Source organism: Thermococcus sp. 9N3, assembly GCF_012027685.1.
Lineage (GTDB): Archaea > Methanobacteriota_B > Thermococci > Thermococcales > Thermococcaceae > Thermococcus > Thermococcus nautili.
Map to the genome: position 1 here is coordinate 421,058 of NZ_SNUV01000002.1, position 19,086 is coordinate 440,143.

Consider the following 19,086-nt stretch of genomic DNA (forward strand, 5'->3'; position numbering starts at 1 on the left):
CTCACCTCAGGAGCTTTCTCAGGTGGTTGAGCGAGTAAACGTAAACCAGCGCGAAGAGGGCCAGCTTGACCCTCTCGGGGACCTGGTACTGGCCTATTAGGTAGAGTGCCGACGCCGGGAGGAGTCCGAAGGAAGAGAGAACCCTGTTCCTCAGGAGGAGTAACGGAACGGCGACCCCGAGAACCGCTCCTGTGCTCCCGAGGTTGTAGAGGCCGAGCGCTATGGCAAGACCAGTCCCCCCGATTACCGCGTTGATGAAGCGCTCCCAGAACTTCACCGGCTGTTTCTCGTAGGGGTAGCCAAGGGCAAGAATGAGGGCCGAGAGCGCTATTAGCGCGTACCTCTCCTCTTCCCCGAGCGGGTAGGTCAGCGCGAAGGCGAGAACTGCGCCGGCCGAGAAGGGTCTGGCCTTTTTCTTCACCGCCGGGACGATGAGCGGAATGTATAGGTAAGGAATCCACTCCATGCTCCCACCGCAAGCGTTTAAAGAGTCCTCCTTAAATGCATACCGATGATAAGCCTAGTTCTCGTCGAACCTGAGGGGCCGGCGAACATAGGCATGATTGCCAGGACGATGAAGAACTTCGGCTTCTCGCGGTTAGTCCTCGTGAACCCGAACCTGACCGAGGAGAGCTACAGCTACGCGGTCCACGCTACCGACGTCCTTGAAAACGCGGTCATAGTGGATACCTTTGACGAAGCCTTAGAGCTGTTCGATTTGACCGTCGGAACCACTGGAAAGCCGGGAAAGAGGTTCATACCCTACCGCGCACCGCTCTACCCTTGGGAGCTGAGGGAAACCCTGAAGGGCTACACCGGCGAGGTCGGCCTATTCTTCGGCCGGGAGAGCATAGGGCTTAAGAACGATGAGCTTGAGAGGCTCGACCTAATCGTCACTATTCCGACGAGCGACGCTTACCCGGTTATGAACTTAGCTCAGGCGGTCGCGGTTATACTCTACGAGCTCTCGAAGGCTAAACCGGAACCTTCCGTCGAAGCCCTAAAACCTGCGACGATGGAGGAGAAGGAGGCGCTAGTAAGAGTATGGGCCGAGCTTTTAAACGTCCTCAACTACCCCAAGGACGAGGAGAGGCGGGCTGTCTTCGTCAAGGTCTTCAGGAAGGCAATCGGTAAGGCCTTCCTCTATGGTCGAGAAGTGCACACCCTCATAGGTCCGCTGAGAAGGGCCGTTAAGAGGCTGGAGGAATGCTGAATGCTCGCGGTGGAGAGGTTTAGGGTCAGCGGCCGGGACGTATGGATTGGGGTAATCTTTCACGTTAGGATTCAGGGAATCAGCTTCGCCTTCACGAGGGGCGAGCTTTTGGGGAGAATCAGAAACCTCGCCGGGTTCCTGCGGGGGAGAAACGTTGCCGTTTCCCTCGACGTCCAGCCGAGCAATTACACAGAGCTCGTTTATCGCGTTATGGTTGGGGAGCTTGACAACGGGAAAGCCCTTTCCGAGCTCTCCTTCGAGGGTGTAACGCCCTTTGAGAGGCGCGTTTACGAGTGGCTCACGAAAAACGTTAAAAGAGGCACCGTTATAACCTACGGTAGCCTTGCGAAAGCCCTTGGAACGTCGCCGAGAGCCATCGGCGGGGCGATGAAGAGGAACCCGTATCCGATAATCGTCCCCTGCCACAGGGTCGTGGCGAGCGACGGCATAGGCTACTACAGCTCCGGGATTGAAGAAAAGAAGTTCCTGCTCGAACTTGAGGGGGTGAAAGAATGGACAAGCTGAAGGCATATATAATCGGCTTCCTCGTTGTCCTCCTTGCGGTGGCCGGTTTCATAGTCTACAACTGGGGCTTCTGGAAGCTGGTGCAGGTTGTCCTCGCGATAGGCTTCGTCGGTTTCACGCTCGCGCTGCTCTTCTTCACGGCGCTGACACTCTACGCCGAGAGCTGGAAGTACGGGACTATTCTAGCAGTCCTCACCGCGATAGCGGGCTATGGCTCCTACCTCGTGCTCACCTGGCAGAAGCTGGAAATCGTTGGAGGAATCATAGCGTTCTTCGTCTTCCTGCTGGCCTTTGGAATATGGTACATAAGCGAGCCCGATTTGAGCATAGCGGACCGCTTCCGCTCGGCTGAAAAGCTTGAGAGGATGGGACGCTACAAGCAGGCCGCGAGGAAGTACGAGAAGGCCGGAAACTATGAGAAGGCGGCTGAGATGTACCTGAAGCTCGGCTGGCTTGAGAGCGCGGCGTGGGCCTACGAGAAGGCCGGGAAGTATGAGAAAGCTGCCGAGCTCTACGAAAAGCTCTACGAGAAGGAGAAGGACACCTACTACCTGAAGGAGGCCCACGAGTACTGGAAGAAAGCTGGAAACATGGAGAGGGCCGCTAAGGCACTTGAAAAGTACGCCGAGGAGGAGCCTTGGTTCTGGGAAGATGTTGCCAAGCTCTACGAGGAGCTCGGAAACGAGGAGAAGGCCAGGGAAGCCTGGGAGAAGGCCCTTGAGTACTACACCAAGGAGGCTCAGGAGGAGGGCGTCTTCTGGGAGGACGTTGGCAACATAGCGAGGAAGCTCGGTAGAGAGGAGCTGGCCCGCGAGGCTTACCAGAAGTTCCTCGAGTACTGCCTCAAGGAGGCGGAGGAGGACCCGATGTGGTGGAAGCACGTTGCAGAGGCCTACGAGTACCTGGGCGAGGCGGAGAAGGCTGAAGAAGCCAGGAAGAAGTACGAGGAGTACAGGCAGAGAATCCTTAAGGCCAACGAGGAGACCTCGCACTTCCCGGGGAATTAACCTTTTAAGCTCTCCCTCCCTACCTTTTCTTCGGGGATTGCCTTGGACGAGGAAAAGCCGAAGCTGAACGTTATCAAGCTCTCCAAGATGCCGATAAGGCTCGCGATGGAGGAGAAGTTCCTCCGCCTGAGCCCGGACGACAGGGTCGAGGACCTAATCAAGGGCCTCGAGCACAGAACCTGCGCCGTCGTAACCGACGAGTCCGGAAAACTGCTCGGATTCATATCCGTTGACGAGATAATAAACCTCCTCCTTCCGCCGTCCGATTACGTTCTCGTTGGCCTCGACGCCCTCAGGGAGGCCCACTTCGACTGGGACAGGCCGGTAAAGGAAATAATGAACCCCCGGCCGATAACGCTCTCCCCGGACGATAAGCTCGGCTACGCACTCAGCATGATGCTCGAAACCGGCGTGAGGCAGTTCCCTGTGGTTGAGAGGAAGAAGGTCGTCGGAACCTTCTCGGCTCAGAGCGTCATACGCTTGCTCAGGGTCTTCGCGCGGTGAGGGAAGTTGATTGAGCTAATCCTCTACCTCGCGCTCATGCTCTTAACGGCAGAAACCTTCGGCTGGCTGTTCTCGAGGATTGGACAGCCCGTGGTTCTCGGTCAGATAGTCGGAGGAATCCTCCTCGGGTTGGCGTTCCCGCCGACGGAGGAAGTGAAGGACATATCCATGATAGGAGTTTTGATGCTCCTATTTCTGGCGGGCCTTGAGAGTAGCGTTGAAGAGCTCAAGAGCGCCGGCAAGAGCGGTTTTTCCGTCGCTTTCGTCGGTGTCGTTGTGGCCTTCGCAATGGGCTTTGGGATAGCCTACCCATTCAAGGGCTTCGACCAGGCCCTCCTCTACGGCGCGCTGACGACTCCAACGAGCGTCAGCTTAACCGTCAGGGTTCTGATGGAGATGGACCGGCTGAAGAGCCGTGAGGGGACTACAATCCTCACCGCGGCGATAGTCGACGACATACTCGGCATAATCGTCCTGACGGTTGTCATATCGTCCCTCGTCTCCGGGGGCGTCAGCGTCGTCAGTCTCGTTGAAATCCTCGCCAAGGTTGGCATCTTCATAGCCCTGATGCTCTTCGCGATGCCGAGGGTTCTCGACTACGCCCTCAGGAAGGTCGTGAGGATAGGCTTCGCAGATTCGACGGTTACCCTTTCAATGGCCGCCCTCTTCGCTTTCGCCTACCTTGCCGAGCACATGAACCTTGCCTCTATCCTGGGTGCCTACCTGCTCGGCCTCGCGCTGAGCGAAACCGAGTTCAGGAAGCCTATTTTCGAGCACTCGAGGATAATAGCGCATTCGGTCTTCGTCCCGCTGTTCTTCGTCGACGTCGGTATGAACATACCGGTTAAAGACCTCAAGAGTGCTGGACTCTTCGCGGTGCTCTTCAGCCTCGTGGCGATAGCGAGCAAGGTAATCGGCTGTGGAATCGGGGCGCTAATCGGTGGTATGAGCCCGAGGGAAGCCCTGCGCGTCGGCGTTGGAATGGTTCCGAGAATGGGTGTCGAGCTCGCGATGCTGGCGATAGCGATGAAGGCAGGAATAGTCGGGAGCGATGCCTACCTCGTGATAGTCCTGATGATATTCCTGAGCACCCTCGTTACCCCACCGCTTCTCAAGCTTGCCTTCAAGGGTCAGTAGACGTCTCCAGAGTCTTCGAGCTCCTTCAGTTCCTCCTCAATTTCCCTCTCTTTCCGTTCGGCGTAGCGCTTGAGGTAGTCCGCGAGAACGTAGAGCGCCACTCCGCCAAGGGCCGTGAGAAGAAACGCCGCTGCGAGGGTTCTGAGGGTTACGTCGCCTCCGGACGGCAGGGGCATCGTCACCACCGGAGACCTTTCGAAGAAGGCCGTTAAAATCTTCCGCCAACCTTTTAAGAGCCCCGGCGAACCTTAGCCGGTGGTTGAGATGATGGGAATGAACCCAAGGCAGATGAAGAAGCTCATGCGCCAGCTCGGCATAAAGATGGAGGAGATGGAAGGCGTTAAGGAGGTCGTTCTTAAGCTTGAGGGCAAGGAAATAGTCCTCAAGAACCCCGTTGTCACGGTTATGGTCGTCCAGGGCGAGAAAACCTACCAGATTGTCCCCGGGAGCGAGGAGGTAAGGGAGGTCATAGAGATTCCCGAAGAGGACATCGAGCTCGTCATGGAGCAGGCCGGCGTTGACAGGGAAACCGCGCTCAAGACCTTGAAAGAAACAAAAGGTGACATAGCGGAGGCAATCCTCAAGCTCAGCGGGGAGTAATCACTCCTTCTTGAACTTCTCTATTGCCTTCATGAGCGGTATGAGGTGCATTAACGCCGGGCCTCCGGCCATAAGAACTGCGACCAAACCGGCCTCTATGAGCTCCTCCGGCTTCGCTCCCGCCTCCAAAGCCTTCTGGGTGTGGAGGTAGATGCACCACTCACAGCCCTGGGCAATGCCGAGGGCGAGCGCTATAAGCTCTTTCTCCCTGGTTGTAAGGGCCTTGTTGTCGAGGGTCTCGCGAAGGAACCTTGAGAACGCGGCAATCTCCTTCGGGTGCTCCTTCCCGAGCCTGTCAAGGAGCTCCTCAATCTCCTTAAGCTTGACCTCAACCTCGGCGTACTCCATAGAAACCACCGAGGTAAGTTGGGAAAAAAGAATCTTAAGGCTTTCCTGAACGAAACGTTCTCAACCACTCGTTGGAACTATTCCCTGCCTGCGCATCTTCAGGATGTCGTCTATAACGTCTACCAGCCCCGCTATTATCTGGTCGTACTTGCCCCCGTCCTTTCCGTAGATTTCCTTCAGCTTGTCCTCAAGTGCGAAGAGGTCCTCGGTGTCGAGGTCAAGGAGCTTCTGGGCTTCCCTCGCAATCACGCGGAGCGTGACCCCCCTGGTTCTGTCGTCGTCGAGCAGTTTCAGAACGAGCTTGAGCATGCCTGAGAGCATTTCCCTTGAAGGAAGCCTGTCCGAGAGCCGGGCCATGAGCTCAAGGGCTCCTTCAACGTCCCTCTCCTTACCGGACTTGAGGAGCGTGTCTAGTAAACTGCTGAAGAACTTGGAGGTTCCCGGGTAGAGGGCGTAGATATCAGCTAAAACCCTCGCGGCGGTTTCCCTTGCCCAGGGGTTCTTGCTCTTCAGGAAGTCCCCGAGAACCGGGAGAATTCTGTAGGCGTCGCTCGGGGTTAGATGACTCGTCAGCCTCGCCACAATCCAGAGCGCGTCCATTCTCCTGCTGTAGTCGTCGCTCTCCAGCATGCCGAGAACCCTGTCCATGACCTCCGGGTCGAGCTTTGCCATCTCCGCCACTATCTCCGTTTTTCCGGCGTCCAAGAGCCTCTCGATGTCGTCTATGCTGTACTGGCTTATTTCGAGCCTCTTCTTGGCTTCGGTCTCGCTCACGAGCTCTTCGCTCGTTACCGCGCTTTTCTCGAGCTTCTCAAGAACCTGCGACGCCTTGACACCGAGCTTGACGTCTCCCTTGAGCTCCTTTATCCTCGTTATCGCCTTCAGCTTGTTCCTCGTGCTTATATCCTTCTCGCGGGAGAGCATCCTCTCGATAGAGTACAGTGCCCTCTCAACGACGTAGGGGTCGGGATGGGCAAGTAAATCGGCTATCCCGTCGAAAACTTCGTTCAGGACCTTTCTATCGTCGGTCTTCATCGCCATCTCTGTAAGGGCCGTTATAGCCGCGCTCTGAACTTCCCTCTTCTTGCTCGACCCTATGAGCGAGAACAGCCAGCGGATAATCTTGTACGCTATCTTTGCGACCTTTGCGCCGAGTTTTCCAAGTCCCTCCGCCGCGTACTCGCCGAGGACGGGCATTCCGGACTTCACCACGTCCTTCAGGGCCTCGGTGACCCTCTCGTACTCCTCGTCGGTGAGCTCGCCGGTTTCGAGGAGTGCGTTTATGAACTCCAGCGCCTTCAGCGCCACCCGCTCATCGTCGTCCTTCACGAGCCCAAGAACCGCGTCCAGCGCGAGCTTCTTCCTCTCACCGTCAAGCTTTCCCTCGGAGAGCATGTCTATAAGCACTTGAACCACGTTGGCACGCACGTGGGGGTTCTCGTCGTTCAACAGTTCGAGCAGAACCTTGAAGACCTTGTCGTACTCCTCGGCCAGCGCCCGAACCTCCTTGAGGCGCCAGGCGAGCAAATCTTTTCTAAGGCCCTCCTTGTCAACTATGATATCGCCACCTTTTAGCACGGCGAGAAGCGTCAAACCCAGCATAGTCTCCCCCCACTATATTACGGTGCGTTAGGATTTAAGCTTAGCCCAAAGGTTATTAAGGGCCCCTCCGATGGGGTGGACGATGAGGGCAGTAGGCGTCATAAGGTACTCGCGAAGGGAGAGGCTCAGCAGGGAGGAGTTCGAGGAGCTCTTGAGGAGCGCTGGTTATGAAGTTCTGGCGGTTCTTGAGCAGAACAGGGAAGAGCATCCGCGCTACAACATCGGAAAGGGGAAGCTGGAGGAGCTTAAGGAACTCGTCAGGGAGCTTAAACCGGACAAGGTGGTTTTTGCGAACCGGTTAACGCCTTCCCAGGCCTACAACCTCTGGAAGGAGCTTCGCGTTGAGGTCATCGACCGCTGGCAGCTCGTCCTTGAGATTTTCGAAAAGCGGGCCCACTCAAAGGAGGCCAAACTTCAGGTGGAACTCGCGAGCCTCCAGTACGAGGTTCCGCTCGTGAAGGAAGCGATAAGGCGGATAAAGCTCGGCGACAGGGCCGGTTTCAAGGGAATGGGTGAGTACCAGACCCAGCAGTACCTCAAGCACATCAGATACAGAATGGGCAAGATAAGGAAGGAACTTGAGAGGGTCAAGGCCGAGCGGGAAATCAGGAGGAAGAAGCGCGAGGAAGTCGGCTTTATCCTCGTCTCTCTGGCAGGTTACACGAACGCCGGCAAATCAACGCTCCTCAACGCCTTAGCTGGAGAGAGCGTCGAGGCAAGGAACCAGATGTTCACGACCCTCGACACAACTACCAGGCGCTTCAAGCTCGGGAGCAAGAGGGTTCTCGTCACAGACACTGTCGGTTTCATAGATGGCCTTCCTCCCTTCATAGTTGAAGCCTTTCACTCGACGCTTGAGGAGATTGTCAAGGCCGACATAGTTCTCCTCGTCCTCGATTCGAGCGAGCCCTGGCGCGAGATAGCGAGGAAGTTCCGGGCGTCGGTAAACGTTCTCCGCGAGCTCAAGGCCCTCGACAAACCATTGGTCGTTGTCCTCAACAAGGTTGACCTGATTGAGAGAGGAGATGCCGAGGAGAAGGCGAGGCTCCTGGTTGAGCTGAGCGAGAACCTCGGGGTCTCGATTGAGGGGGTGGCGAAAGTTTCGGCCAAGGAGAGGCAGCTTGACGAGCTCTACTCGCTCCTCGAACGGGTTCTCCTCAAGCTCCCCAAGTACGGGGCCTTTGAGATAGTTGTTGAAGACCCCTCAAGGGTTCCGGCGGTGATGGCCTTCCTGAGCTCGGTTGGTGAGGTTCTGTCGGTTGAATACGGCGACGTAACGAGGATTAGAGCCTACGTCCAGACCGGCATGCTGAAGGAGCTCACGAGAATGGGGGTAAAGATAGAGAGGTCTTCGTAGTATGGGACGTAATTCTTTTATCCCTCTTTGTTCTAAAACCTTCGGTGGCGAGGCATAGGGAAGCTACGCGTTCTTATCCTTGTCGTTTTTCTGGTGGTTTCGCTGGGTTGCATGGGGAGTGGAGTCGAGGAAAAGGCTTCTCAGCCTGAGTTCTCGGTCAATATATCGGCTGGGGAGGGTGGCATTAGGTTCAACCTGTCTTTCGACGGGCGTTCCTTCGCTTACCTGCTACCCGGGGAATTTGGAGGATACGTCAACGTTTCTGGGGGAGTCCTTCTCTACGCCCTAAGTCCCTCTAACGGCACGAGCGAGTACGCATTCGTTGATTCAGCGGGGGCGGAGAGATGGAGAAGGGCCATTGAGGGAGTTTTCCATCCCGTTGGAGGTGGAGAAGGGCTCGTGGTTCTGGCGAGGGAGGTTGAGGACTGGTCTGAAAACACCATCGTGTACGTTATTGACGTTCCCACGGGGAATGAAACGCGGTTCGTGATTCGTGAGAGGGCCTTTCACGTGAGCGATGCTCTGGTTCTCAACGGAACCCTTTATCTCGCAGGTGCGAGCGCCTTCTCGGGTGATGCCTTTGTTTACGCTTTCGGTAAGAACTCGAGCAGAAGAGCCTTGGTGGACTCCGCTGGAGACCGTTTGGTTGGTGTGAGAGTTCTCATGGATTCCGATGGAAAGAGAATCGTCATCGCCTACGACCTCTACACCTGGCAGGGTGAATTCAAGAGAGGCCTTCGCGTTTTCAGTCTGCCCGGGCTTGAAGAAGAGGCAAGTTTTGAGGTTCCTGAGGGGCCACTTGTAGACGTTAAAATCAATGGGGGAAAGATAACCGTCAAAACAGAGGAAACAACCGTTAGCTACTCTCTTAGCTAAAGCATCCCGGCGAAGCTGAAGAGCTTAACTAGTGCAAAGGATATCCCTATCGCCGTTAGCGGCGTTGCGACCCACCCGAAGAGGATGTCCTTGATTACTCTCTTTTCAACGCCCTGACCAGCGAGCAGGCCAACCCCGACGACGCCGCCGACTATTGACTGGCTTGAGCTGACCGGCAGTCCGAGGAAGTTCGCGAGGCTGACCGATATCGCCGAGCCGAACTGGGCCGCGAAGGCCGAAACTGGTCCGAGGGCGGTTATCTTCTTTCCAACGGTGTGCATCACCGCGTAGCTGAAGGTCAGGGAACCGATGGCCAGGCTTATCGCGACCAGAATCCCGGCCGTTTTGGGCTCCATGAAGCCCGCCCCGACTATTGGACCCGAGGCGTTCGCGACCTCGTTGGTTCCGAAGTTGAAGGCCATGTATGAGCCACCGAGAATCGCGAGGGCCTTGTAGAGGGCTTCAATCGTCGAGACGCTCTTTATACCAGAAATCACGCGTGAGTAGAACTTGTAGAGAACCATCGCAAGGATTCCCGAGAGTATCGGTGAGATAACCCACGCGGCCGCTATTTTCCCGAGGGTGGACCAGTTCACCGGGGCGTTCATCGCCAGGCCAACGCCTATAACGCCGCCGACTATGGCCTGGGTGGTTGAAACCGGAAGGCCTTTGACAGTTGCCACCGTAACCCAGATTCCGGCGGCGAGGAGAGCTATCAGGGCCATCTCCATCGTGAGAAAGCCCTCCGGGACTATGCCCTCTCCGACGGTCTTCATGACCTTGTAGCCCTTCAGGTAAGCCCCGAGAATGACGAATATCGCTATCGTGAGAGTCGCCTGCCGAAAGCTCAGTATTCCCGAACCGACGGCGGTTCCCATAGCGTTCGCCGAATCATTTGAGCCTATGTTCCAGGCTATGTAGAAGGCCACTGCGATTATAGCAACCGCAAGTCCCTCCATCGCTCACCACTGGCTATATAGTCTATATAGTCAATTAAAAAAGTTTTCGAGAAACGATGAGCGGAAAAAACCATCGGAGGAATTTAAAGTTCACCCTTACCCAGAAAATCCCGTTTAGGGTTCCTTAACACGATACCGAAACCTAAATAAATGTTTCGGACTAACTACCGGTGAAAAACCCACAGGAGGCAGGGAAGATGATTGAGATACGTTTTCACGGTAGGGGTGGACAGGGTGCCGTTACGGCCGCCAACATCTTAGCCTCTGCAGCGTTCAAGCAGGGAAAGTACGTCCAGGCGTTCCCCTTCTTCGGTGTTGAGAGGCGTGGAGCACCGGTTACCGCATTCACCAGAATTGACGACAAGCCGATAAGGATTAAGACCCAGATTTACGAGCCCGACATCGTCGTCGTTCTCGACCCGAGCCTTCTCGACACCGTTGACGTTACCGCCGGTCTCAAGGACGGCGGAATCGTTATCGTCAACACCGAGAAGAGCAAGGAGGAGGTTCTTGAGAAGCTCAAGAAGAAGCCGGCCAAGCTGGCCCTCGTCGACGCCACCACCATCGCCCTTGACATACTCGGCCTTCCGATTACCAACACGGCCATCCTCGGTGCCGTTGCCAAGGCCACCGGCGTCGTCGAGCTCAAGTACGTCCAGGAGGCCATCAAGGAGACCTTCTCAGGAACCCTCGGCGAGAAGAACGCCAAGGCCGCTGAAGAGGCCTTCAACAAGACCGTTGTCTACGAGCTCTAATCTTCTCTTCCCTTCCTTAACCGAGGCGGGTGGTGGTAAAGTTGAACACCTTGTTTGGAGAAAAGAAAGCCCAGGCTGAGAAACTCGTCTTCACGTCAGTGGAGCAGTACCCCGAGGCGCCGATAACCCTTGGAACGACCCTCAGCAACTTCACGGGTGACTGGAGAACCTTCATACCCGTTGTGGACGACGACAAGTGCGTCAAGTGCTACATCTGCTGGAAGTTCTGCCCCGAGCCTGCAATCTACATCCGCGAGGACGGTTACGTCGGGATAGACTACGACTACTGTAAGGGTTGTGGAATCTGCGCGAACGAGTGCCCGACCAACGCCATAACGATGGAGAAGGAGGAGAAGTGATATGGCGGAGTACAAGCCGATTAGGAAGGTTGTGAGCGGTAACTATGCAGCTGCCTACGCGGCCAAGCACGCCCGCGTCCAGGTCGTTGCCGCTTACCCAATCACCCCGCAGACGAGCATCATCGAGAAGATAGCCGAGTTCATCGCCAATGGAGAGGTGGACATCCAGTACGTCCCCGTCGAGAGCGAGCACTCCGCCATGGCGGCCTGCATAGGTGCTTCCGCCGCTGGAGCGAGAGCTTTCACCGCAACCTCCGCCCAGGGTCTCGCTCTCATGCATGAGATGCTCCACTGGGCGAGCGGTGCGAGGCTCCCGGTTGTGATGGTCGACGTCAACAGGGCCATGGCTCCCCCGTGGAGCGTCTGGGACGACCAGACCGACAGTCTCGCTCAGCGCGACACCGGCTGGATGCAGTTCTACGCCGAGAACAACCAGGAGGTTTACGATGGCGTGCTCATGGCCTTCAAGATAGCCGAGACCGTCAACCTTCCCGCGATGGTGGTCGAGAGCGCCTTCATACTGAGCCACACCTACGACGTCGTCGAGATGATTCCGCAGGAGCTCGTTGACGAGTTCCTTCCGCCGAGGAAGCCCCTCTACGACTTAGCGGACTTCAGCCAGCCGTTCTCGGTTGGCGCCCTCGGTGGGCCGAACGACTACTACGAGTTCAGGTACAAGATAGCCAAGGCCATGGAGGACGCAGTCAAGGTCATCAAGGACGTCGGTAAGGAGTTCGGCGAGCGCTTCGGCAGGGACTACAGCGAGATGATTGAGAAGGGCTACGTTGACGATGCCGACTTCGTCTTCATGGGTATGGGTTCACTCATGGGAACCGTCAAGGAAGCGGTGGACCTGCTCAGGAAAGAAGGCTACAAGGTCGGCTACGCGAAGGTTAGATGGTTCAGGCCGTTCCCGAAGGAGGAACTCAGGGAGATAGCCGAGAGCGTCAAGGGCATAGCCGTCCTCGACAGGAACTACTCCTTCGGCCAGGAGGGCATACTCTTCAACGAGTCCAAGGGCGTTCTCTACAACACCGACGCCAGGCCGATAATCAAGAACTACATCGTCGGACTCGGTGGCAGGGACTTCACGGTTGGAGACGTCAGGGCCATAGCGGAGAACATGAAGAAGGTTATCGAGGCAGGAAAGCTCGATAGAGAGGTTGAGTGGTACCACCTCAAGAGGTGAGAACGATGGAGATTCCTGAGAACGTTAGAAAAAGGCTGAGCATCCCCGCTGAGGAGCACTTCTTTGCCGGCCACACGGCCTGCCAGGGCTGTGGCGCCTCGCTCGGAATAAGGTACGTCCTCAAGGCCTACGGCAGGAAGACCATCTTCGTCATCCCCGCGTGCTGTTCGACCATCATAGCCGGTCCCTGGCCCTACACCGCGCTTGACGCTAACCTCTTCCACACCGCCTTCGAGACGACCGGAGCTGTCATAAGCGGTATCGAGGCGGCACTCAAGGCGAGGGGAATAAAGGTCAAGGGCGACGACGGGGTTATGGTCGTCGGCTGGGCCGGCGACGGTGGTACAGCGGACATAGGCCTTCAGGCCTTGAGTGGCTTCCTTGAGAGGGGCCACGACGCCGTTTACATAATGTACGACAACGAGGCTTACATGAACACCGGAATTCAGCGTTCGAGCTCAACCCCCTACGGAGCCTGGACCACCAACACACCGGGAGGAAAGAGGCACTTCCTTGAGAAGAGGCACAAGAAGAAGGTCATTGACATCGTCATCGCCCACGAGGTTCCCTACGCGGCCACGGCAAGCGTCGCCTTCCCGGAGGACTTCATAAGGAAGCTCAAGAAGGCCAGGAAGGTTGAGGGTCCGGCTTTCATACAGCTCTTCGCCCCCTGTCCGACGGGCTGGCGCTCACCGACTGACAAGAGCATCGAGATTGCCCGCTTAGCGGTTCAGACCGCCTACTTCCCGCTCTTCGAGTACGAGAACGGAAAGTACAAGATAAACATGCCCTCGCCCAAGAAGGAGCCGAAGCCAATTGAGGAGTTCCTCAAGCTCCAGGGCAGGTTCAAGTACATGACCAGGGAGGACATTGAGTACCTCCAGAGCTGGGTGCTTCGCGAGTGGGAGAAGCTCAAGAAGCTCGCCGAGGTCTTCGGCTGACCTTTCCTTTTCCAACTTTGGGTTTCCATAAGGTTTAAGTTTCCATCTGACAACTCACCAGAGGTGATACATATGGCTGAGAGCCCGTTTAAGGCCGACATAGAGAGGGTTCAGAAGGAGTATAGCGAAAAAATGACGCCGGGAGCGATTGCCTACATCCCGGGGAGTAGCGTAATCAACAAGACCGGTTCCTGGCGTGTCTTCATGCCCGAGTTCCACAGGGACAAGTGCGTTAGGTGCTACCTCTGCTACATCTACTGCCCGGAGCCGGCCATCTACCTCGACGAGGAGAACTACCCGGTCTTCGACTACGACTACTGTAAGGGTTGTGGAATCTGCGCCAACGAGTGCCCGACCGACGCGATAATAATGGTTAGGGAGACCAAGTGAGGTGGTGAAAGATGCCGATTAGGACGGTTATGAAAGCCAACGAGGCGGCCGCCTGGGCCGCGAAGCTTGCCAAGCCGAAGGTCATAGCGGCCTTCCCGATTACGCCGTCAACCCTCGTCCCCGAGAAAATCAGCGAGTTCGTCGCCAACGGCGAGCTCGACGCGGAGTTCATCAAGGTCGAGAGCGAGCACTCGGCAATTTCAGCCTGTGTCGGTGCCTCAGCGGCGGGCGTTAGGACCTTCACCGCGACAGCTTCACAGGGTCTCGCTTTGATGCACGAGATACTCTTCATCGCCGCTGGAATGCGCCTTCCGATAGTTATGGCCATTGGAAACCGCTCTCTGAGCGCGCCGATTAACATCTGGAACGACTGGCAGGACAGCATAAGCGAGCGCGACACCGGCTGGCTCCAGTTCTACGCAGAGAACAACCAGGAGGCCCTCGATTTAATCCTGATAGCCTTCAAGGTCGCCGAGGACGAGAGGGTCCTTCTCCCGGCGATGGTCGGCTTCGACGCGTTCATCCTCACCCACACCGTCGAGCCCGTTGAGATACCTGACCAGGAGCTCGTTGACGAGTTCCTCGGCGAGTACGAGCCGAAGCACGCTTACCTCGACCCGAAGAGGCCGATAACCCAGGGTACTTTAGCGTTCCCGGCCCACTACATGGAGGCCCGCTACAAGGTCTGGGAGGCCAATGAGAGCGCGAGGAAGGTCATCGACGAGGTCTTTGCCGAGTTCGAGAAGAAGTTCGGCAGGAAGTACCAGAAGATTGAGGAGTACAGGACTGACGACGCCGAGATAATCTTCGTCACCATGGGTTCACTCGCCGGAACCGTCAAGGAGTACGTCGACCACCTCCGCGAGAAGGGGGTAAAGGCCGGTGCGGCAAAGCTCACCGTTTACAGGCCGTTCCCGATTGAAGAGGTTCGCGAGCTGGCCAAGAAGGCTAAGGTTCTCGCTCTCCTCGAGAAGAACGTCACCTTCAGCGTCGGCGGAGCCCTCTTCCAGGACTTCAGCAGGACCCTCGTGAACGAGAAGGAGAAGCCGGTCATAGTGGACTTCATACTCGGCCTTGGAGGCAGGGACGTCACCTTCAAGGACCTTGACGAGGCCCTCGCGATTGCGCAGAAGGCCCTCAACGGAGAGGAGTTTGACGAGGTCAACTGGATAGGCCTTAGGAAGGAGATTCTGTGAGGTGATGAAGATGGCCGTTAGGAAGCCCCCGATTACAACTCGCGAGTACTGGGCACCGGGCCACGCCGCCTGTGCCGGCTGTGGCTGTGCAACCGGAATGAAGCTCGTTACCAAGGCCTTTAGCGAGGCCATGGAGGAGAAGTACGGCGACCCCGATGCCTTCGCCATTGCCCACGCAACGGGCTGTATGGAGGTTGTTAGCGCCGTCTTCCCGTACACCGCCTGGAAGGCCCCGTGGGTTCACGTGGCTTTTGAGAACGCCGCGGCAGTGGCGAGCGGTGTTGAGGCCGCTTGGAAGAAGAAGGGACTCAAGGGCAAGATTCTTGCATTTGGTGGAGATGGAGGAACCGCGGACATCGGTATGCAGGCCCTCAGTGGTATGCTTGAGAGGCGTCACAACGTCGTTTACGTCATGTACGACAACGAGGCTTACATGAACACCGGAATCCAGAGGAGTTCCTCAACCCCCTACGGAGCCTGGACAACCACCTCACCGCCTGGCAAGTACTCCATCGGTGAGGACAAGCCCAAGAAGTGGGTCGCCCTCATAGCTGCAGCCCACCAGATACCCTACGTGGCAACCGCGAGCATAGGCAACCCCTTTGACCTGGTTAGAAAGGTGAAAAAGGCGGCAAAGGTTGATGGTCCGGCCTTCATTCAGATGCACTGTACCTGCCCTACCGGCTGGAAGAGCCCGCTCGAGAAGGGAGTTGAGATAGCGAGGCTCGCCATCGAGACAGGAATATGGCCACTCTTCGAGATTGAGAACGGCGACTTCCACAACATCAAGATACAGAGCCCAGGAGGAGGCGCGAAGGTCAAGCGCGAGGGAGGCAGAGTAGTTGCCATAGAGTTCAAGAAGCCCATCGAGGAGTACCTCAAGCTTCAGGGCAGGTTCAAGCACCTCTTCAAACAGCCAGAGGCAATCGACGTTATGCGTGAGCAGATAAAGGCCATGTGGAAGGTCCTCGGCGTAGAGGTCACCCTCCCGAAGCCGGAGGAGTGAGCCTTCTTTTCTTCTGTTTTTTCCATTTCGGAACGTTAAGTTTAAGGTTTCATTCTTTAGTCAACTCTTGGTGGATTAAATGACACTCGAAATTGAGAATATCGTGGCATCGATTGACCTGCATGGCCCCATAGATATGAACCTCGTGGTAAAAAATCTCGCTCCAATTAAGTATAACCCCAGAACTTTTCCGGGAGCCGCTTACAGAATGCAATCACCGGAGGTTACTTTTTTGATATTCTACTCCGGACGCTTGGTATGCACCGGAGCCAGAGACGTTAAAACGATAGAAACCGCAGTCCTGTATCTCAGGCATATGCTTGAATCTCTGGGAATGAAGTTTGAAGGAAGTCCATCTATTAAAATTGAGAACATTGTGGCCGCGGGTGATATAGGTCTTGGAAACGTCGAGCTTGAGGAAATCGCACTAACCCTTCCAAACGTTGAGTACGAGCCTGAGATATTCCCCGGTGTTGTTTACAGGGTGAGAGATTCTTCAATGACTATCCTTATATTCAATAGTGGAAAAATTGTCGTTTCTGGGGCAAAGACGGAGGAAGATATCAAAAAAGCAGTTGACCGCTTAAAAAATGACTTGGAGCGATACGGCTTAATCTCCAGCTAAAGGTACAAAGCTGATATTCCAAGCGCCAGATTTTCAACGCACTCTTTAATATTGAGTGTTATTGTTTTTTCACTTCCTGGCTGGCAGCCGAGAAGCAATATTTTAGTGTCAGGTAAGAGCTCGCTCACGTGCCTCAGGGTGACCTCAAGTTGCGGTCTGAACTCCTCGGGAACGTCTTCAATGGCCTCCCAGGGCTCGGCAACGACGAGCTTTCCTGGTTCCTCACCGAGCTCGAGGGGGACTGCGATGATAAGAAGCTCAGGGGCAAATCTAACCGTGACCCCGGCCTGGCTCTCCGGAACCTCCCTGCAGTTGAGGACGAGGAAGTTCGGGTTTCTAATGGCTATCATAAGGGCCTCAGCAAGATAGGCCCCGAAGCCGTAGTCGCCCCGCTTTTCGTTTCCTATTCCCCACAGGACTACTCTCCTTGCGTTCCCGATAACGTCACTCAGCCCTATCCTTTCCATTTTCACACCACCGAAACAAAAAGGTGTCAGAGAACGGAGTAGCCGGAAGTAACGCTCCTCTTCAGCTCCTCATCGCTTAGCTCGCGCTGGTGCTCCGGAATGTTCTTGGCGCGCCTCTCCTTAACGAGTTCGAGGACAATCTCAAGCGGGCCGTACTGAATCGCCTCTGCCGGGCACATAAGGGCGCAGGCCGGCTCGAGTCCCTCCTCGCGTCTGTCGGCGCACATGTCGCACTTGGTTATCGCCTTCACCTTGAGGCTGTAGAATGGAACGCCGTAGGGGCAGACCTGCAGGCAGGCTAGACAACCGATGCACTTCTCCTCGTGGATTCTAACTGCACCGTCCTCGTCGCGGTATATCGCGTGGGTGGGGCAGACCCTGAGACAGGGAGCATCGTCGCAGTGCTTGCAGTTTATCGGGACGTACTGCTTGTTCTCGGTCACGTAAATCCTGATGTTGGGATTGCCATCGTGAATGAATGCACAGACGGTTTCACAGGTCTCACAGCCGATGCAGGTGAGGTAGTCGAGGTAGAGGTACTTCCGCTCCATCAGAGCTCCCCCCTGAGCCATTTGTCTATTGAAACCGCCGTGTACAGGCCGTCCTTTATGGCCCTGCCGACTTTCGTCGGGCCGTTGACGACGTCGCCGGCCGCGAAGATTCCCTCGGCGCTCGTCATGTGCCTTGAGTCAACGACTATCCTTCCCCTCCTGTCAGTGGCGATGTAACCCCCGTTCACTGGTGGAGTTGAAACCATTCCTATGGCGAAGACGAGGTAGTCGAGCTCGACCTGAAACTCGGAGCCTGGAATGGGAATGGGTCTCCTCCTTCCGGTTTCGTCCGGTTCACCGAGCCTCGTCCTCAGGAGCTCGATGGCTTTAACCCTGCCGTTCTCACCTATAACGCGCTTCGGTGTTACGAGCTCGAACCATTTAACTCCCCTGTTTCTCAAAATGTTTATCTCGTAGGCTCCCGCCGGAGCTTCCCTTATCGTCCTGCGGTAAAATATCTCAACCTCGGCTCCGAGGCGGTTGCACTCGAAGGCAACATCGACCGCCGTCAAACCGGCTCCTATGATGCCGACCTTCTTGTCCTTTAAATCGGGAACCTTCTCCTTTGGAACGTAGCCGAGCTCGTGCCCCTTTATCCAGAAGAGGAGCTCGAGAGGCGAGAGTATGCCCTCGAGGTCGTCTCCGGGAATTCCTATCCTCCTGACGTTCCATATCCCCGTCGCTATGAGCACCGCGTCGTACTTTTCCTTCAGCTCGCTCAGCTTGACAACCCTCTCGTAGAACTCGTCGCCCTCGTCCTGTCTCTCACCTTCCATGACCTTCGTTTTTGGATAGTATGTTACCTCAAACTCTTCCTCAAGCTCTTTAGCTCCGAGGCGAACCCTCTCAACCGGAATCCTGAACTCCGGGATAACGAAGAGCATGAGCCCGCCGGGTTCCGGCATTTTATCGTAGATATCAACGTCATGACCCTTACAGACGAGGTAACCGGCGGCAGTCAATCCCGCGGGGCCGGCCCCGATTATCGCCACCCGTTTGCCGGTTTTCTCCGGTTTGCTCCTGCAGAGAAACGAAAACTTCATGCCCCTCATTTGAGCATCCCCCCGAAGAACTTCAGGTACTCGCTCGGGAACTCCTTAACGCGCTCGTGCTTGCACCTGTCGCACATGAACACAATCTCTGGGTAATCGTAGAACTTTCCGAGTTTGCGGTAAAGAAACTCCGCGGTCTTGACCGTGTAGTCGAGCTTTTTACCGCAGACCTGACAGTGGGCGTATTCAAATTCAAGGTCAATTCTCGTGGGCTTCCCTTTGATTGCCTGAGTGGGACAGATACTGTTGCACTCGTAGTTGCACTCCCCACAGAGTTCTGGGTGGAAGGAAACGACCCGTTTATCGTTATCCATAACGAATATCGCGTTGTGTGGACACACCTGAGCGCAGAGTCCACAGCCGATGCAGGCGTCGGCTTTAACCCCCTCGAATTCCTCCTCCATGGTATCACCTCAAAAAGAGTGGA

At 56.0% G+C, this 19,086-nt stretch carries 25 protein-coding genes; 16 read left to right on the forward strand and 9 right to left on the reverse strand.

The features are described 5' to 3' along the window. Position 1: 1 nt before the first annotated feature. Positions 2-466 (reverse strand): hypothetical protein, encoded by a 465-nt coding sequence (locus E3E30_RS09220; RefSeq protein WP_167729321.1) that lies wholly within the window; start codon positions 464-466, stop codon positions 2-4. A gap of 45 nt (positions 467-511) precedes the next feature. Here E3E30_RS09220 and E3E30_RS09225 point away from each other — a divergent pair, with 45 nt between their 5' ends. Genes E3E30_RS09225 through E3E30_RS09245 form a run of 5 tightly spaced genes read left to right on the forward strand, consistent with a single transcriptional unit; the run spans position 512 to position 4,386 of the window. Continuing rightward, positions 512-1,213, forward strand: coding sequence for an RNA methyltransferase (locus E3E30_RS09225; RefSeq protein WP_167729322.1), 702 nt, complete (start codon positions 512-514; stop codon positions 1,211-1,213). Then, entirely contained in the window at positions 1,214-1,738 is a 525-nt protein-coding gene (gene otg, locus E3E30_RS09230) for a methylated-DNA--protein-cysteine methyltransferase (RefSeq protein ID WP_167729323.1), read from the forward strand. It abuts the gene before it with no gap. Beyond that, the gene (locus tag E3E30_RS09235) at positions 1,726-2,745 is read left to right on the forward strand and encodes a tetratricopeptide repeat protein (RefSeq protein ID WP_167729324.1); all 1,020 of its coding nucleotides are present in this window, start codon (positions 1,726-1,728) and stop codon (positions 2,743-2,745) included. Before otg ends, E3E30_RS09235 begins: the two co-directional genes overlap by 13 nt. A 42-nt stretch (positions 2,746-2,787) precedes the next feature. Continuing rightward, on the forward strand, positions 2,788-3,249 hold the full coding sequence (locus tag E3E30_RS09240) for a CBS domain-containing protein (protein ID WP_167729325.1): 462 nt from the start codon (positions 2,788-2,790) through the stop codon (positions 3,247-3,249). 9 nt (positions 3,250-3,258) lie between these two features. Further along, positions 3,259-4,386 (forward strand): cation:proton antiporter, encoded by a 1,128-nt coding sequence (locus E3E30_RS09245; RefSeq protein ID WP_167729408.1) that lies wholly within the window; start codon positions 3,259-3,261, stop codon positions 4,384-4,386. Here the strand turns inward: E3E30_RS09245 and E3E30_RS09250 are convergent. After that, positions 4,380-4,562, reverse strand: coding sequence for a hypothetical protein (locus E3E30_RS09250; protein ID WP_167729409.1), 183 nt, complete (start codon positions 4,560-4,562; stop codon positions 4,380-4,382). The genes E3E30_RS09245 and E3E30_RS09250 overlap by 7 nt on opposite strands. An 88-nt stretch (positions 4,563-4,650) precedes the next feature. On the opposite strand from E3E30_RS09250, the gene E3E30_RS09255 reads away from it, so the two are divergent. Then, positions 4,651-4,986, forward strand: a complete 336-nt coding sequence (locus tag E3E30_RS09255; RefSeq protein WP_167729410.1) for a nascent polypeptide-associated complex protein — start codon at positions 4,651-4,653, stop codon at positions 4,984-4,986. Here the strand turns inward: E3E30_RS09255 and E3E30_RS09260 are convergent, their stop codons facing one another. Continuing rightward, positions 4,987-5,334 carry a carboxymuconolactone decarboxylase family protein gene (locus E3E30_RS09260; protein WP_042692320.1) on the reverse strand — a complete coding sequence of 116 codons (348 nt, stop codon included), beginning with the start codon at positions 5,332-5,334 and terminating at the stop codon, positions 4,987-4,989. A 60-nt stretch (positions 5,335-5,394) separates the two neighbouring features. Next, positions 5,395-6,936, reverse strand: coding sequence for a hypothetical protein (locus E3E30_RS09265; protein WP_042692323.1), 1,542 nt, complete (start codon positions 6,934-6,936; stop codon positions 5,395-5,397). A gap of 82 nt (positions 6,937-7,018) precedes the next feature. Here E3E30_RS09265 and hflX point away from each other — a divergent pair, with 82 nt between their 5' ends. Beyond that, positions 7,019-8,293, forward strand: coding sequence for a GTPase HflX (hflX, locus tag E3E30_RS09270; protein WP_167729326.1), 1,275 nt, complete (start codon positions 7,019-7,021; stop codon positions 8,291-8,293). Positions 8,294-8,404: 111 nt separating this feature from the next. After that, a complete protein-coding gene (locus E3E30_RS09275) occupies positions 8,405-9,169 on the forward strand; it encodes a hypothetical protein (protein WP_167729327.1) in 765 nt (254 codons plus the stop codon). Here the strand turns inward: E3E30_RS09275 and E3E30_RS09280 are convergent. Beyond that, on the reverse strand, positions 9,166-10,128 hold the full coding sequence (locus E3E30_RS09280; protein ID WP_167729328.1) for an inorganic phosphate transporter: 963 nt from the start codon (positions 10,126-10,128) through the stop codon (positions 9,166-9,168). The genes E3E30_RS09275 and E3E30_RS09280 overlap by 4 nt on opposite strands. 197 nt (positions 10,129-10,325) lie before the next feature. Here E3E30_RS09280 and E3E30_RS09285 point away from each other — a divergent pair, with 197 nt between their 5' ends. The 8 genes from E3E30_RS09285 to E3E30_RS09320 all read left to right on the forward strand — a co-directional run bounded on the left by E3E30_RS09285 (position 10,326) and on the right by E3E30_RS09320 (position 16,589). After that, positions 10,326-10,883: a pyruvate/ketoisovalerate ferredoxin oxidoreductase subunit gamma gene (locus E3E30_RS09285; protein ID WP_042692331.1), complete on the forward strand. Its 558-nt coding sequence runs from the start codon at positions 10,326-10,328 to the stop codon at positions 10,881-10,883. 41 nt (positions 10,884-10,924) lie between these two features. Next, the gene (locus E3E30_RS09290) at positions 10,925-11,242 is read left to right on the forward strand and encodes a 3-methyl-2-oxobutanoate dehydrogenase subunit delta (protein WP_042692334.1); all 318 of its coding nucleotides are present in this window, start codon (positions 10,925-10,927) and stop codon (positions 11,240-11,242) included. Between the two features lies 1 nt (position 11,243). Then, positions 11,244-12,431, forward strand: a complete 1,188-nt coding sequence (gene porA, locus E3E30_RS09295; protein WP_167729329.1) for a pyruvate ferredoxin oxidoreductase — start codon at positions 11,244-11,246, stop codon at positions 12,429-12,431. A 5-nt stretch (positions 12,432-12,436) separates the two neighbouring features. After that, positions 12,437-13,372: a 3-methyl-2-oxobutanoate dehydrogenase subunit beta gene (locus E3E30_RS09300; protein ID WP_167729330.1), complete on the forward strand. Its 936-nt coding sequence runs from the start codon at positions 12,437-12,439 to the stop codon at positions 13,370-13,372. A 72-nt stretch (positions 13,373-13,444) separates the two neighbouring features. Further along, a complete protein-coding gene (porD, locus tag E3E30_RS09305) occupies positions 13,445-13,762 on the forward strand; it encodes a pyruvate synthase subunit PorD (protein ID WP_099209299.1) in 318 nt (105 codons plus the stop codon). A gap of 11 nt (positions 13,763-13,773) precedes the next feature. Then, positions 13,774-14,958 carry a pyruvate synthase subunit PorA gene (gene porA / locus E3E30_RS09310; RefSeq protein ID WP_167729331.1) on the forward strand — a complete coding sequence of 395 codons (1,185 nt, stop codon included), beginning with the start codon at positions 13,774-13,776 and terminating at the stop codon, positions 14,956-14,958. 10 nt (positions 14,959-14,968) lie between these two features. Then, positions 14,969-15,964 carry a pyruvate synthase subunit PorB gene (gene porB / locus E3E30_RS09315; RefSeq protein ID WP_099209297.1) on the forward strand — a complete coding sequence of 332 codons (996 nt, stop codon included), beginning with the start codon at positions 14,969-14,971 and terminating at the stop codon, positions 15,962-15,964. A 79-nt stretch (positions 15,965-16,043) separates the two neighbouring features. Next, on the forward strand, positions 16,044-16,589 hold the full coding sequence (locus E3E30_RS09320) for a TATA-box-binding protein (protein ID WP_099209296.1): 546 nt from the start codon (positions 16,044-16,046) through the stop codon (positions 16,587-16,589). Here E3E30_RS09320 and E3E30_RS09325 read toward each other — a convergent pair. From E3E30_RS09325 to E3E30_RS09340, 4 genes are read right to left on the reverse strand one after another with little or no spacing between them, the layout of a single operon-like run. Next, on the reverse strand, positions 16,586-17,056 hold the full coding sequence (locus tag E3E30_RS09325) for a hydrogenase maturation protease (protein WP_167729332.1): 471 nt from the start codon (positions 17,054-17,056) through the stop codon (positions 16,586-16,588). The two genes, E3E30_RS09320 and E3E30_RS09325, sit on opposite strands and share 4 nt — an antisense overlap. 26 nt (positions 17,057-17,082) lie before the next feature. After that, a complete protein-coding gene (locus E3E30_RS09330; RefSeq protein ID WP_167729333.1) occupies positions 17,083-17,607 on the reverse strand; it encodes a 4Fe-4S dicluster domain-containing protein in 525 nt (174 codons plus the stop codon). Beyond that, the gene (locus tag E3E30_RS09335; protein WP_099209293.1) at positions 17,607-18,659 is read right to left on the reverse strand and encodes an FAD-dependent oxidoreductase; all 1,053 of its coding nucleotides are present in this window, start codon (positions 18,657-18,659) and stop codon (positions 17,607-17,609) included. The genes E3E30_RS09330 and E3E30_RS09335 overlap by 1 nt, the downstream gene beginning before the upstream one ends. Beyond that, entirely contained in the window at positions 18,656-19,063 is a 408-nt protein-coding gene (locus tag E3E30_RS09340) for a 4Fe-4S dicluster domain-containing protein (protein ID WP_167729334.1), read from the reverse strand. Before E3E30_RS09340 ends, E3E30_RS09335 begins: the two co-directional genes overlap by 4 nt. Positions 19,064-19,086: the final 23 nt, after the last annotated feature.